Source organism: Brevundimonas sp. GW821-FHT10A07 (assembly GCF_059415785.1).
Map to the genome: position 1 here is coordinate 42350 of NZ_JBWKNX010000011.1, position 12732 is coordinate 55081.

Here is a 12732-nt window from a genome sequence, read left to right on the forward strand (position 1 = left end):
TTAGTCCCAGGTCTGTGTCAGGATCGTCTCGGGCGTTTCCCTGACGCGAAACACCTTGGCCACGAACTGGTTATCGATGCTGACTTCCGTCAGCGTCGGCTGACCATGTTTGCCGTCCTTCACGATCAATTCGCGGACGTGGTTCAGGTTGACCCAGTGAACCACGCCGTTTGTCTCGGTGACCTTGGCGAACATCGGCCTCTCCATCAGATGTGCAGCACCCGCCCGTAGGCGTCCAGCGCCGCCTCGTGCATGGCTTCAGACATGGTCGGGTGCGGATAGACGATGCCGTGAATGTCCTCTTCCGTCGCCTCCATGGTGATGGCGGTGACATAGCCCTGGATCATCTCGGTCACTTCGTGGCCGATCATATGGGCGCCGATCAGGGCGCCGGTCTTGGCGTCGAAGATCACCTTGACGAAGCCGTCGATCTCGCCGGCGGCCACGGCCTTGCCGTTCACGCGGAACGGGAAGCGGCCGATCTTGACCTCACGCTTCTCGGTGCGGGCGGCCTGTTCGGTGACGCCGACCGAGGCGACCTGCGGCTGGGCGTAGGTGCAGCCGGCGATGGGCGAATGGACGTTCGGGGTCTTGTAGCCGGCGATGAATTCGGCGGCGTGGATGCCTTCGTGCGACGCCTTGTGCGCCAGCCAGGGGGCGCCGGCGCAGTCGCCGATGGCGAACAGGCCCTTGACGTTGGTCTGGCAGTGGCCGTCGGTCTTGATGTGGCCGCGGTCCAGTTCGACGCCCAGCGCCTCCAGGCCGATGCCGTCGGTGTTGGCGGTGATGCCGACGGCCGAGATGCAGACTTCGGCCTCGAGCGACTCGGCCTTGCCGCCGACCTCGATGTCCACCTTCACGCCGGCGCCGGTCTTGGAGACCTTGGTCACCTTGGCCCCGAGCTTGAACTTGATGCCGCGCTTCTCGAACGACTTCTGGGCGGCCTTGGAGACTTCCTCGTCCTCGACCGGCATGATGCGCTCGACCGCCTCGACGACCGTCACCTCGGCGCCCAGGGCGCGATAGAAGCTGGCGAACTCGATGCCGATGGCGCCCGAGCCGATGACGACGAAGGACTTGGGCAGCTTCTTTGGCGCCAGGGCGTCGCGATAGGCCCAGATCTTGTCGCCGTCAGCCTCCAGGCCGATCTGCGGCAGGGCGCGGGCGCGGGCGCCTACGGCCAGCATGACCGCCTTGGCCTCGACCGTGCGCGAACCGCCGGCCTTCAGCGCGATCACGACCTTGGGCGCCGCAGCGCCCTTCTCCAGCTTGGCCGAGCCCTCGATCACCTCGATCTTGTTCTTCTTCATCAGGAAGGCGACGCCCTTGTTCATCGTCGCCGCGACGCCGCGCGAGCGCTGGATGATGGCGTCGAAGTCAAACGACGCGCCGGACGCCGACAGGCCGTAGTCCTTCAGATGGCTCAGGCTCTCGAACTTCTCGCCCGACTTCAGCAGGGCCTTGGTCGGGATACAGCCCCAGTTCAGGCAGATGCCGCCCAGGTTCTCGCGCTCGACGATGGCGACCTTCTGGCCCAGTTGGCTGGCGCGGATGGCCGCGACGTAACCGCCGGGGCCCGAGCCGATGACGACGAGATCGAATTCAGCAGCCATGATCAGATCAACTTCTCGATGTCGGCCTTGATGGCCTCGGGTTCTGTTTGCGGGGCGTAGCGGGCGACCACCCTGCCCTCGCGGTCGGTCAGGAACTTGGTGAAGTTCCATTTGATGGATTGCGAGCCGAGGAAGCCGCGCTTCTGCTTGGTCAGCCAGGCATAGAGCGGATGCCGGTTCGGCCCATTGACCTCCACCTTGTCGAACAGGGGGAAGGTCACGTCGAAACTGGTGGCGCAGAAGGCGGCGATCTCCGCCGCCCGCCCCGGCTCCTGCTCCCCGAACTGGTTGCAGGGAAAGCCCAGCACCTCGAACGGCCGGTCGGCGAACGTCCGGTGCAGCTTTTCCAGACCATTATACTGGCCGGTGAAGCCGCACTTGGACGCCGTATTGACGATCAGCAGCGCCTGACCGCGAAAACGGTCCAGCGAAACCTCCGTGCCGTCGATGGCGCGGGCGGAGAAGTCATAGACCGAGGTCATGACCTCACCCTCCCCTACGCCAGCATCGCGACGGGATCTTCGATCAGCGGCTTGAACGCCTGCAGGAAGCGGGCGCCGGTCGCGCCGTCCACCACGCGGTGATCGCAGGTCAGGGTCACAGTCATGACCGTGGCCGGCACGATCTGTCCGTTCTGGACGACCGCGCGCTGCTCGCCCGCGCCCACGCTCATGATACAGCCCTGGGGCTCGTTGATGATCGAGGTGAACTGTTTGATCCCGAACATGCCCAGGTTGGACACCGAGAAGGTGCCGCCCTGGAACTCTTCGGGCTTCAGCTTGCGTTCGCGGGCGCGCTTGGCCAGGTCCTTGGACTCGGTCGCGATCTGCGCCAGGCCCTTGGTCTCGGCCTTGCGAATGATCGGGGTGATCAGGCCGCCGTCGATCGCCACCGCCATCGAGACGTCGGCATTGTGGTGCATGGCGATGCCTTCGGGGGTGTAGGAGGCGTTCGCCTCCGGCACCATCTTCAGCGCCAGGGCCGCAGCCTTGATGATGAAGTCGTTGACCGAGACCTTGATCCCCTGCGGCTCCAGCATCTTGTTCACCTTGGCGCGAACCGCCATCAGCTGGTCGATCTCGCAGTCGATGAACAGCGGGAAATGCGGCACGTTCTGGATGCTGTCGACCATGCGACGCGCAACGGCCTTCTTCATCCCGTCCAGCGGGATCAGGTCGTAGCTGCCGTCCGGTATTCCCATCTGGGCCAGCGACTGCACCTGACGCGGCGCAATGCCCGAGGTCGCGGCGGCGGCGGTCGTCGCGGCGGCGGGTTGGGCCGCGCCCTTGCCGGCGGCTTCGACGTCGCGCCTGACGATCCGGCCGTGCGGGCCCGTGCCCTTGACCGACTTCAGATCGACGCCGTTCTGGGCGGCGATGCGACGCGCCAGAGGCGACGAGAAGATGCGTTCGCCACTGTCCGACTTCGGCGCGGCCGGAGCCGGCGCGACCGGTGCGGACGCCTTGGGCGCCTCGACGGCGGCCGGTGTGGCCGGTGTGGCCTTCGGGGCCTCCTCAGCCTTGGCGGCCGGCTTCGGCGCAGCGGCCCCGCCCTCGTCCTTCAGACGGGCGATCGGGGTGTTGACCTTCACGCCTTCGGTACCTTCGGCGACCAGGATGTCGGTGATCTCGCCCTCATCCACGGCCTCGACTTCCATCGTGGCCTTGTCGGTTTCGATCTCGGCGATCACGTCGCCGGCGGAGACGACGTCGCCCACCTTGACGTGCCACTTGGCCAGGACGCCCTCTTCCATGGTCGGAGACAGGGCGGGCATCAGGATGTCGGTCATTGAGCAACTTCCTTCTCGGTCAGGGCGGCGCGGGCGTGGGCCTCGGTCCAGCCGTCGCAGATGGCCTTGAAGGCCTCCTTCTGGTCTAGACCCGCCATCTGGGCGTAGGCGTTGGAGAAGTGCCAGGCGCACTCGGCCAGAACCGTGCCCATGTGGCGTGGATCGTTCAGCGCCGGGCGAATGTTCATGTGGGGCGTGGTTCCGCCCCACCAGATCCGCGCCAGTTCCGTGACCTGGGCCGGATCGACCTGCGTCAACTGTTCCGGGATGGCCAGGGCCTTCTCGTCCAGGCTCATGCCATCACCTGCTTCACAGCCTTGATGATCTTGTCCACGCCCGGCAGCGACAGGGCTTCCAGATTGGCGGCGTAGGGCAGCGGCACGTCTTCCTGGTGCACCCGCAGCGGCGGAGCGTCCAGGTAGTCGAAGGCGTGTTCGATGACCCGCGCCACAACCTCGGCGCCGACGCCCATCGGACCCCAGCCTTCTTCGGCCGAGACCAGACGGCTGGTCTTCTTGACGCTCTCGACGATGGTCTCGTGATCCAGCGGACGCAGGGTGCGCAGGTCCACGACCTCGCACTCGATGCCTTCCTCGGCCAGCTTCTCGGCGGCCTGGAGGGCGAAGCCGACCATGCGGCTGTGCGCCGTGATGGTGACGTCCTTGCCTTCGCGACGGACCTTGGCCTTTCCGATCGGCACGACATAGTCCTCGATCTCGGGCACATCGAACTCAAGGCCGTACATCATCTCGTGTTCGAGGAAGACGACGGGGTTCGGGTCGCGGATCGCGGCCTTCAGCAGGCCCTTGGCGTCGGCCGCGTCATAGGGCGCGACGACCTTCAGGCCCGGCACCTGGGCGTACCAGGCCGAATAGTCCTGGCTGTGCTGGGCGCCGACGCGCGAGGCGGCGCCGTTCGGGCCGCGGAAGACGATGGGCGCGCGGATCTGACCGCCCGACATGTACAGGGTCTTGGCGGCCGAGTTGATGATGTGGTCGATCGCCTGCATGGCGAAGTTGAACGTCATGAACTCGACGATGGGCTTCAGGCCCGCCATGGCCGCGCCGACGCCCAGGCCGGCGAAGCCGTGCTCGGTGATCGGGGTGTCGACGACGCGCTGGTCGCCGAACTCCTGCAGCAGTTCGCGGCTGACCTTGTAGGCGCCCTGATACTGGGCGACTTCCTCGCCGATCAGGAAGACCTTGTCGTCGCGGCGCATTTCCTCGGCCATGGCGTCGCGCAGGGCGTCGCGGATGGTCGTCTTGACCAGCTTCGCGTCGGCCGGGATTTCCGGATCGCGCAGCTCGACCTTGGGGGTCGAGGTCTGGGTCGGCGCCTTCTCGGGATCGCCGGTCTTGCCTTCGGCCGTCGCCTTGGGCGTATCGGCCTGGGCCTTGTCGGACTCGGCCTTGGGCGCGGGCGCAGCCGCACCGTCTTCGCCGGCCAGACGCGCGATCGGCGTATTGACCTTCACGTTCTCCGAGCCCTCGGCGACCAGGATTTCCAGCACTTCGCCTTCATCCACGGCCTCGACTTCCATCGTGGCCTTGTCGGTTTCGATCTCGGCGATCACCTGGCCGGCCGACACGGTGTCGCCCGCTTTGATGTGCCATTTGGTCAGCGTGCCCTCTTCCATCGTGGGGGACAGCGCCGGCATGAGGATGTCGGTCACGGATCAGGCCTCCACGTAGACGTCGGTATAGAGCTCGGACGGATCGGGTTCCGGGCTCTCTTGGGCGAATTGAACGGCCTCGGCGACGATGGCCTTGATCTCGTTATCGATGGCCTTCAGCTCGTCTTCCGTCGCATTGGCGGCGGCCAGCAGGGTCTTGATGTGGTCGATGGGGTCGCGGGTCTTCTTGACCTCGTCCACCTCTTCCTTGGTCCGGTACTTGGCCGGATCGGACATCGAGTGACCGCGATAACGGTAGGTCTTGACCTCGAGGATGTAGGGCCCCTCGCCGGCGCGGGCGCGCTCGACAGCCTTCTTGACCGCATCACGCACGGCCAGAACATCCATGCCGTCCACCTGCTCGCCCGGAATGCCGAAGCTGGCGCCGCGCTGGCTAAGCTGGGTCGTGGACGACGAGCGCTCGATGCTCGTGCCCATGGCGTACTGGTTGTTCTCGATGATGTAGATGGCCGGCAGCTTCCACAGCTGGGCCATGTTGAAGCTCTCGTAGACCTGCCCCTGGTTCGAGGCGCCGTCGCCGAAATAGACGAAGGCCACCGAATCATCGCCGCGATACTTGCCGGCGAAGGCCAGGCCGGTGCCCAGCGACACCTGGGCGCCGACGATGCCGTGACCGCCGTAGAAGCCGGTCGGCACGTCGAACATGTGCATCGAACCGCCCTTGCCGCGCGACGAACCGCCGATGCGGCCGGTCAGTTCGGCCATGACTTCCTTGGGGTCCATGCCGGCGGCCAGCATGTGGCCGTGGTCGCGATAGCCCGTGATGATCTTGTCGTGGCCCTGTCTGACGCTCTCCTGAACGCCGACGGCCACGGCTTCCTGGCCGATATACAGGTGGCAGAAGCCCCCGATCAGACCCATGCCGTACAGTTGGCCCGCACGCTCCTCGAAGCGGCGGATGAGAACCATCTCGCGGTAAAAGCGGAGGAGGTCCTCCTTGGACGCCGAAGGCGTGTTTGAAAGCTTGTCAGGCGCAGTGGTCTGAGCGGCTTTGGCTGGGGCTTTCGCCATCCGGCATCTCCCGGCTAGGCGTCGGGAAGCGACGCCTTCTTATCGTTACGGAAGGGGGCTTTAGCAGCCTTCCTTCCCGGAACGCAAAGGGGTGCGGGCTCGACTGTAACAATAGTTCAAGCGGCGAAGGTTTTCATCCCTGAACGGGTTGCGCCGGAACGTGGATCACATAGTCGCGCGGGTCCGAAAAGCCGAGAACGGCGCGTGCGCGCTCCTCCAGCAAGTCCTTCGACAGGCTGTCGGTGCGGAGATAGCGCACCCGCGTCTCCAGGTCGCGGCGCTGTTCTGTGAGATGGGCGAGCTGGTTCTCACGCCGCCCCATCAGGGCGTCACGCGACGATCCGCTCAGCAGGCCCCGTTCGCCCGTCAGAGCCTGAACGCCCAGATAGGCGAGCAGCAATAACAGGGCGAGGGACAGGCGGTAAGGTTTCATCCGTTCGGGCACGACCGACGCTCCTTCTGAGCGCGAAAAACACAGTTCAGGAACCGTGCCCGAAAATGCCTAACAAAATGTAGCTTGACCGTAAGGAAGTCGACGAAGAACGCTGATTCTTCGCCGACAATTCACAGGTTTAGCGCAGCAGCATGCCGTCGCCGAAATAGACGGCCTGGTCGCCCAGCATCTCTTCCAGGCGCAGCAGCTGATTGTATTTCGCCACCCGGTCCGAGCGGGCCAGCGAGCCGGTCTTGATCTGCCCGCAGTTGGTGGCGACGGCCAGGTCGGCGATGGTCGAATCCTCGGTCTCGCCCGAACGGTGGCTCATCACGGCGGTGTAACCGGCGCGGTGGGCCATATCGACGGCGTCCAGGGTCTCGGACAGGGTGCCGATCTGGTTGACCTTGATCAGGATGGAGTTGGCCAGGCCCTCGCCGATGCCTGCGGCCAGACGCGCGGGGTTGGTCACGAACAGGTCGTCGCCGACCAGTTGGACCCGGTCGCCCAGACGCTCGGTCAGCAGGCGCCAACCGTCGAAATCGTCCTCGGCCATGGCGTCCTCGATCGAGACGATCGGGAACCGCTCGCACAGGTCCACCAGATAGGCGGCCATGCCCTCGGCGTCGACGGTCTTGCCTTCGCCCGCCATGACGTATTTGCCGTCCTTGAAGAACTCGGTCGAGGCGACGTCCAGACCCAGGTGGAAGTCCTCGCCGGCCAGATAACCGGCCGCCTGGCCCGCCTTGGTGATGAAGCTCAGGGCTTCTTCGGCCGAGGCCAGGTTCGGGGCGAAGCCGCCCTCGTCGCCGACGTTGGTGTTATGGCCGGCGTCCTTCAGCTGCTTCTTCAGGGCGTGGAAGATCTCCGCGCCCATGCGCAGGGCGTCGGTGAAGGTCTCAGCCCCGGTCGGCAGGATCATGAACTCCTGGATGTCGATCGGATTGTCGGCATGGGCGCCGCCGTTGATGATGTTCATCATCGGCGTCGGCAGGACGCGGGCCGAGACGCCGCCGATATAGCGGTGCAGCGGCAGGCCGGCCGAAATGGCGCTGGCCTTGGCGGCGGCCAGGGACACGCCCAGGATGGCGTTGGCGCCCAGACGGGCCTTGTTGGGCGTGCCGTCCAGGTCGATCATCGCCTCGTCGATACGACGTTGATCCTCGGCGTCCATGCCGGACAGGGCGTCGAAGATCTCGCCGTTGACGGCGTCGACCGCCTTCTGCACGCCCTTGCCGCCCCACAGATCCTTGTCGCCGTCGCGCAGTTCGACGGCTTCGTGAGCGCCGGTCGAAGCGCCCGACGGCACCGAGGCGCGACCGAAAGAGCCGTCATCCAGGATCACGTCGACTTCCACCGTCGGATTGCCCCGGCTGTCGAGGATCTGGCGGGCGACGATGTCGGCGATGTCGGTCATGGCTCGGCTCTTTGGCTCAGGCGGAAAACAGGTCCGAGGGGTTTAGACGTCTCCCCGCGAATCGCCAATGCCTGCGTCGCCCTTGGTCGTCAGGAACAGCCCTCGACCAGTTGAATGGACGGATCGCCGGCGTGGATCATCATCACCTTGCCGTCGGAGCCGACCTCGTAGCGGATCCCGCGCGCGGCCGGATCGGTCACATAGGTCGTCGATCCGCCGCGCGACCAGACGAACAGGTCCTCCGCCGGCGCCGCCTGATACTTGTGCGATTGGGCGAAGACGGCGCCGCCATAGGCCTGTTTGATCGCCATGCCCGTGTCGCCGACGCCGAACCCGCGGTCGGTCTTGATCGTCGCGTCGCGCGCGGCGGTGATACGGGTCAGCACGCCGTTCTGGATCATGACGCGCACATCCTTGGGCGCATCGACCGGATGAAACTCGTCGCAGGTCTCCGGATCGGCCCCGCCGACGGCGTTTGGTTGGGAATCCTCGCCCCATACCTGGACCAGCTCGGCGCGCGTCATGCCGATTCGCGCCGCCCCCAGACCATCGGCCGTCAGGGTCGAAGCATTGGCCGGCGGCGGCGGCGGCGCTTCGGCCGGCGCAGGAGCCGCAGCGGAAGGCGGCTGGGCCACGGGGTCGTCACGGCGTTCGCAGGCGGCGAGTGTGAGCAGCGCAAGTGCGCTGACGGTGGCGAAACGGATCATGGGCGTGCGTCCTTCTGAGAAGCTTCACAGCACAGAACGCACGAAAACGGCGCGCGGGTGACCGCGCGCCGTAATAAACTTCGTCCGGTCGAAACCGGGCCGTGGAAGACTAGTCTTCCTTCGGCGTGATGACCTGGCGACCGCGATAGGTGCCGGTCTTCAGGTCGATGTGGTGCGGGCGCTTCAGCTCGCCGGTGTCCTTGTCCTCGACATAGACGTTCGAGCTCAGGGCGTCGTGGGCGCGGCGCATGTTGCGACGCGAGGGGGATACTTTCCGCTTCGGAACGGCCATGTCCGTCTCAATCTTCTAAGTCGGGCGCCGCCCAGAGCCGAAGCCTGATCAAGCGCGAAAACGATAGCGGCGGCCCCGGTCCTTCGTGAGAAGAACGCCGAGCCGCCACGCGAGGCGCGGCTTATGCATGAACCGCACGACGATTTCAAGGCGTCTTGAGCGACTTCCAGCGATCACGGTCCAGCCCGAAGTAAAGACTGTCCATCCAGACGCCCCCAACCTGCCAGGTCCGGCTGGCGGCCCCCGTCTGTTCGAAGCCCAAACGCCCCAGCAGGCGAATGGACGCCGCATTGGAGGGGTCCACGTCGGCGGTGATCGCATCGATATCCCGCGTGACCATGACATGATCGATCACGGCGGTCAGCGCCTCCTTCGCCAGCCCTCGCCCCCAATAGTCGGGATGCAGGATGTAGCCGATCTCTGGCAGCCGCCAGAACCCCGCCTTGCCGATGACTCGACCTTGCGCCTCAATGACGAAATCGTCGCTGGTTTCCGGGGCGGCGGCGATCATGCTCTCCAGCCACTCCGCCGTCTTTTCCCTGGCCGCATGCGGCATGGTCGACCACCACCGCATCGCTTCCGGAGATGAAAAGACCTGATGCAGATCATCGACATCGTCCGGCCTCGCCCGTCGCAGAATCAGGCGCGGCGTGACGAGTTGAGAGATCATTGCGCGGCGTTCCGCGTCAGGTGTTTGACCACCTTGGCCGGGTTGCCGACCACGACGACGTCGGGCGGCACGTCCCTGGTCACGACGCTGCCTGCTCCGACGACGGCGCGATCGCCGATCGTCACGCCCGCCAGAACGATCGCCCCGCCGCCGATCCACACATCGTCGCCGATCGTGATCGGTCGAGCGGATTCCAGCCCTCGCCGCTCGACGGCGTCCAGCGGATGTTCCGGCGTCAACAACTGCACCCCTGGTCCGGCCTGAAAATTGTCGCCGATTCGGATTTCGGCGCAGTCCAGAAAGACGCTGTTGGCGTTGACGAAGGCGTTCGCTCCGAAATGGATATTGACGCCATAGTCGCAGAAGAAGCCCGGCATGATGATCGCCCCGCCATCGGCCGCGCGCACAAGTTCATTGACCAGGACGCGGCGCTTGTCGCGATCCGGCTCTGTATTGATGGCGATGGTCAGGCCCACGGCGCGGGCGCGGCCGTCGCGCAGGTCCGGGTCGCCCGGATTGTACGGCAGGCCGGCCAGCATCTTCTCGCGCTCGGTCACGACGGGCTCGTCAGGGTCTTGGCCACCGCCTCGCCTATCGCCAGCGAACTGGTCAGGCCGGGGCTTTCTATGCCGAACAGGGCCATCAGCCCCTCGATCCCGTGGTGCTCGACGCCGTGCAGTTGGAAGTCCGGCTGCGGTTCGCCCGGACCATGCAGCTTGGGCCGGATCCCGGCGTAGTCGGGCGTCAGGGCGCCGTCGGGCAGGCCGGGCCAGAAGCGGCGGATATAGGCGGCGAACACCTCCGCCTTGGCCGGATCGACCGAATAGTCCTCGGTCTCGACATAGGCCAGGTCGGGGCCGAACACCGCCTGGCCGCCCAGATCCTTGCGATAATGGGTGCCCAGGGCGCCGGGAATCGGCGGCGGATAGATCAGTCGGTCGAACGGCGCCTTGCCGACCAGCCGGAAGTAGACGCCCTTGCCGAAATGGCCGGAGGGAATGTCGCCAGCCGGATAGCCCTCGACAGCCGCCGCCACGGTTTGCGCCGACAGGCCAGGCGCCGTCACCAGCAGGCGGCTGGAGACCTCCATCGCCCCCTCCCCGCCCACGCGTATCGTGAAGCCGCCGCCCGGCAGGGGGTCTGCGCCTTCGAACGGGGCCGAGACCACCACCGATCCGCCCTCGTCCTCGATCTCGCCCTGCAGGGCCAGCATATAGCCGTGGCTGTCGAACAGACCGCTCTCGGGCGACAGGATAGCGGCGTGGGCGTTCAGCTCTGGCTCCAGCGCCCGCGCCTGGGCGCCGGTCAGATGCGCCAGTCCCTCGACCCCATTGGCCGTCGCCTGTTCGAAAATGGCCTCGATCCGCTGGACCTCGGCCTCTTGCGTGGCCACGACCAGCTTGCCGCACTTCCGATGGTCGATCTTGCGGCTGGCCAGGAAGTCATAAAGCGCCCGCCGTCCCTCGACGCAGAACCGCGCCTTCAGCGAACCGGACGGATAATAGAGGCCGCCGTGGATGACCTCGGAATTGCGCGACGAGACGCCCTGGCCGATGTGGCCTTCCTTCTCAAGCACCAGCACCGTCAGGCCCCGTTTCGACAACGCCCGCCCGCTGGCCAGGCCCACGGCCCCGGCGCCCACGACGGTCGCGTCGAAATCGAAACTCATCGGCCGCCGTACCTCCGCTTCGCCTCGCCCTCGAAACAACCGATCAGCTTTTCCACCGCCCGGTCGAAATTGGCCGACAGCATCAGGTCCAGCATCCGCGACTTGAAGGCGAAGTCGATCATGAACTCCAGCCGCGCGCCGTCGGGATGCGGGAAAAACTCCCACCGGTTCTTCAGATGTTTGAACGGCCCGCGCAACAGGCCGACCTCGACCTTGGGCGCGTTCCGGTCATGCCGGACCCAGGTGGAGAACCGCTCCTTCAGGAAGGAGAAGCCGACCCCGGCCTCGGCGTCCAGCACGGAGACGCCCTCGCCTTCGGCCCGCTCGTTCCAGACCCGCATCGACGTGACCCAGGGCACGAAGTCGGGATAGGCGCGCACGTCGGCGACCAGATCGGCAAGCTGTTCGGGCGCATAGGGAAGGATGCGCGTTACGCGGTGGACGGCCATTCGAACCTTAGCGGCGCAGCTGCGCCTCACGCGCGGCCTTCAGCCGGGCGAAGTCGTCGCCGGCGTGGTGCGACGAGCGCGTCAGCGGCGACGAGGACACCATCAGGAAGCCCTTGGCCCGGGCGATCGCCTCATAGGCCTTGAACTCTTCCGGCGTGACGAACCGGTCGATGGCGGCGTGTTTGCGCGTCGGCTGCAGGTACTGGCCGATGGTGATGAAGTCGACGCCGGCGGACCGCATGTCATCCATCACCTGCATGACCTCTTCCTTGGTCTCGCCCAGTCCGACCATGATCCCGGACTTGGTGAACTGTTCCGGGTCGCGTTCCTTGACCATCTGCAACAGGCGCAGGGAATGGAAGTAGCGGGCGCCGGGCCGGATCTTCAGATACAGGCGCGGAACGGTCTCGAGGTTGTGGTTGAAGACGTCGGGCTTGGCGTCGATCATCACTGCGGCGGCGCCGTCCTTGCGCAGGAAGTCGGGCGTCAGGATCTCGATGGTCGTCTTCGGCGCCTGAAGGCGGATCTGGCGCACCACTTCGGCGAAATGGGCCGCGCCGCCGTCCGCCACGTCGTCGCGATCGACCGAGGTGATCACCACATGGTTCAGGGCCATCTGCGACACCGCAAGCCCGACCTTGCCCGGCTCCTCCGGGTCCAGCGGCTGGGGCAGGCCCGTCTTGACGTTGCAGAAGGCGCAGGCCCGCGTGCAGGTGTCGCCCATGATCATCAGGGTGGCCTGCTTCTGGCTCCAGCACTCGCCGATGTTCGGGCAGGCCGCCTCTTCACAGACCGTATGCAGCCCTTTGGAGCGGACAATGTCCTTGGTGGCGTTGTATTCGCCCGAGCCGGGCGCCTTGACGCGCAGCCAGTCGGGCTTTTTCAGAACGACCGACTCCGGACGGTTCTGTTTCTCGGGGTGGCGCAGCTCCGACGGCTTGCGCTGAAGGGTGTCGATCAGGGTGACCATGGCCGGTATTTCGGCCTTC

General features: G+C 65.9%; 16 protein-coding genes. All 16 read right to left on the bottom strand.

Features of this window, described 5'->3' with window-relative positions; translation table 11 throughout:
- The 16 genes from AC07NC_RS10660 to lipA all read right to left on the bottom strand — a co-directional run bounded on the left by AC07NC_RS10660 (nucleotide 1) and on the right by lipA (nucleotide 12713).
- Nucleotides 1-195, bottom strand: a complete 195-nt coding sequence (locus AC07NC_RS10660; protein ID WP_494569524.1) for a hypothetical protein — start codon at nucleotides 193-195, stop codon at nucleotides 1-3.
- Nucleotides 196-206: 11 nt separating this feature from the next.
- The gene (gene lpdA / locus AC07NC_RS10665) at nucleotides 207-1613 is read right to left on the bottom strand and encodes a dihydrolipoyl dehydrogenase (RefSeq protein ID WP_494569525.1); all 1407 of its coding nucleotides are present in this window, start codon (nucleotides 1611-1613) and stop codon (nucleotides 207-209) included.
- A 2-nt stretch (nucleotides 1614-1615) separates the two neighbouring features.
- Complete coding sequence (locus tag AC07NC_RS10670) at nucleotides 1616-2095, bottom strand: glutathione peroxidase (protein WP_494569526.1); 480 nt, start codon at nucleotides 2093-2095, stop codon at nucleotides 1616-1618.
- A 14-nt stretch (nucleotides 2096-2109) separates the two neighbouring features.
- Complete coding sequence (locus AC07NC_RS10675) at nucleotides 2110-3402, bottom strand: pyruvate dehydrogenase complex dihydrolipoamide acetyltransferase (protein WP_494569527.1); 1293 nt, start codon at nucleotides 3400-3402, stop codon at nucleotides 2110-2112.
- Nucleotides 3399-3698, bottom strand: a complete 300-nt coding sequence (locus AC07NC_RS10680) for a DUF5076 domain-containing protein (RefSeq protein WP_494569528.1) — start codon at nucleotides 3696-3698, stop codon at nucleotides 3399-3401. Before AC07NC_RS10680 ends, AC07NC_RS10675 begins: the two co-directional genes overlap by 4 nt.
- Nucleotides 3695-5074 carry a pyruvate dehydrogenase complex E1 component subunit beta gene (locus AC07NC_RS10685; protein WP_494569529.1) on the bottom strand — a complete coding sequence of 460 codons (1380 nt, stop codon included), beginning with the start codon at nucleotides 5072-5074 and terminating at the stop codon, nucleotides 3695-3697. The genes AC07NC_RS10680 and AC07NC_RS10685 overlap by 4 nt, the downstream gene beginning before the upstream one ends.
- Before the next feature lie 3 nt (nucleotides 5075-5077).
- On the bottom strand, nucleotides 5078-6106 hold the full coding sequence (gene pdhA / locus AC07NC_RS10690; protein WP_008260859.1) for a pyruvate dehydrogenase (acetyl-transferring) E1 component subunit alpha: 1029 nt from the start codon (nucleotides 6104-6106) through the stop codon (nucleotides 5078-5080).
- Nucleotides 6107-6239: 133 nt separating this feature from the next.
- Nucleotides 6240-6539: an FtsB family cell division protein gene (locus AC07NC_RS10695; RefSeq protein ID WP_494569572.1), complete on the bottom strand. Its 300-nt coding sequence runs from the start codon at nucleotides 6537-6539 to the stop codon at nucleotides 6240-6242.
- Nucleotides 6540-6678: 139 nt separating this feature from the next.
- A complete protein-coding gene (gene eno / locus AC07NC_RS10700) occupies nucleotides 6679-7956 on the bottom strand; it encodes a phosphopyruvate hydratase (RefSeq protein ID WP_008261858.1) in 1278 nt (425 codons plus the stop codon).
- 89 nt (nucleotides 7957-8045) lie between these two features.
- Nucleotides 8046-8663: a hypothetical protein gene (locus tag AC07NC_RS10705; protein ID WP_492070451.1), complete on the bottom strand. Its 618-nt coding sequence runs from the start codon at nucleotides 8661-8663 to the stop codon at nucleotides 8046-8048.
- A 109-nt stretch (nucleotides 8664-8772) separates the two neighbouring features.
- Entirely contained in the window at nucleotides 8773-8955 is a 183-nt protein-coding gene (gene rpmF / locus AC07NC_RS10710) for a 50S ribosomal protein L32 (RefSeq protein WP_035305966.1), read from the bottom strand.
- Between the two features lie 145 nt (nucleotides 8956-9100).
- Entirely contained in the window at nucleotides 9101-9625 is a 525-nt protein-coding gene (locus AC07NC_RS10715) for a GNAT family N-acetyltransferase (RefSeq protein ID WP_035305964.1), read from the bottom strand.
- Nucleotides 9622-10182 (bottom strand): sugar O-acetyltransferase, encoded by a 561-nt coding sequence (locus tag AC07NC_RS10720; protein WP_292147410.1) that lies wholly within the window; start codon nucleotides 10180-10182, stop codon nucleotides 9622-9624. The genes AC07NC_RS10715 and AC07NC_RS10720 overlap by 4 nt, the downstream gene beginning before the upstream one ends.
- Nucleotides 10179-11294: an NAD(P)/FAD-dependent oxidoreductase gene (locus AC07NC_RS10725; protein ID WP_494569530.1), complete on the bottom strand. Its 1116-nt coding sequence runs from the start codon at nucleotides 11292-11294 to the stop codon at nucleotides 10179-10181. Before AC07NC_RS10725 ends, AC07NC_RS10720 begins: the two co-directional genes overlap by 4 nt.
- Entirely contained in the window at nucleotides 11291-11743 is a 453-nt protein-coding gene (locus tag AC07NC_RS10730; RefSeq protein WP_008260691.1) for a type II toxin-antitoxin system RatA family toxin, read from the bottom strand. Before AC07NC_RS10730 ends, AC07NC_RS10725 begins: the two co-directional genes overlap by 4 nt.
- A 7-nt stretch (nucleotides 11744-11750) precedes the next feature.
- On the bottom strand, nucleotides 11751-12713 hold the full coding sequence (gene lipA, locus AC07NC_RS10735; RefSeq protein WP_008262283.1) for a lipoyl synthase: 963 nt from the start codon (nucleotides 12711-12713) through the stop codon (nucleotides 11751-11753).
- Between the last annotated feature and the right edge of the window lie 19 nt (nucleotides 12714-12732).

Bases quoted from the DNA above. Each gene is read 5' to 3' on its own strand.
- AC07NC_RS10675 (WP_494569527.1), bottom strand. From the start codon at position 3,402: ATGACCGACATCCTGATGCCCGCCCTGTCTCCGACCATGGAAGAGGGC.
- lipA (WP_008262283.1), bottom strand. From the start codon at position 12,713: ATGGTCACCCTGATCGACACCCTTCAGCGCAAGCCGTCGGAGCTGCGC.
- AC07NC_RS10670 (WP_494569526.1), bottom strand. From the start codon at position 2,095: ATGACCTCGGTCTATGACTTCTCCGCCCGCGCCATCGACGGCACGGAG.
- AC07NC_RS10660 (WP_494569524.1), bottom strand. From the start codon at position 195: ATGTTCGCCAAGGTCACCGAGACAAACGGCGTGGTTCACTGGGTCAAC.
- pdhA (WP_008260859.1), bottom strand. From the start codon at position 6,106: ATGGCGAAAGCCCCAGCCAAAGCCGCTCAGACCACTGCGCCTGACAAG.
- AC07NC_RS10705 (WP_492070451.1), bottom strand. From the start codon at position 8,663: ATGATCCGTTTCGCCACCGTCAGCGCACTTGCGCTGCTCACACTCGCC.
- AC07NC_RS10725 (WP_494569530.1), bottom strand. From the start codon at position 11,294: ATGAGTTTCGATTTCGACGCGACCGTCGTGGGCGCCGGGGCCGTGGGC.
- AC07NC_RS10680 (WP_494569528.1), bottom strand. From the start codon at position 3,698: ATGAGCCTGGACGAGAAGGCCCTGGCCATCCCGGAACAGTTGACGCAG.
- AC07NC_RS10715 (WP_035305964.1), bottom strand. From the start codon at position 9,625: ATGATCTCTCAACTCGTCACGCCGCGCCTGATTCTGCGACGGGCGAGG.
- rpmF (WP_035305966.1), bottom strand. From the start codon at position 8,955: ATGGCCGTTCCGAAGCGGAAAGTATCCCCCTCGCGTCGCAACATGCGC.
- AC07NC_RS10695 (WP_494569572.1), bottom strand. From the start codon at position 6,539: ATGAAACCTTACCGCCTGTCCCTCGCCCTGTTATTGCTGCTCGCCTAT.
- AC07NC_RS10730 (WP_008260691.1), bottom strand. From the start codon at position 11,743: ATGGCCGTCCACCGCGTAACGCGCATCCTTCCCTATGCGCCCGAACAG.
- eno (WP_008261858.1), bottom strand. From the start codon at position 7,956: ATGACCGACATCGCCGACATCGTCGCCCGCCAGATCCTCGACAGCCGG.
- lpdA (WP_494569525.1), bottom strand. From the start codon at position 1,613: ATGGCTGCTGAATTCGATCTCGTCGTCATCGGCTCGGGCCCCGGCGGT.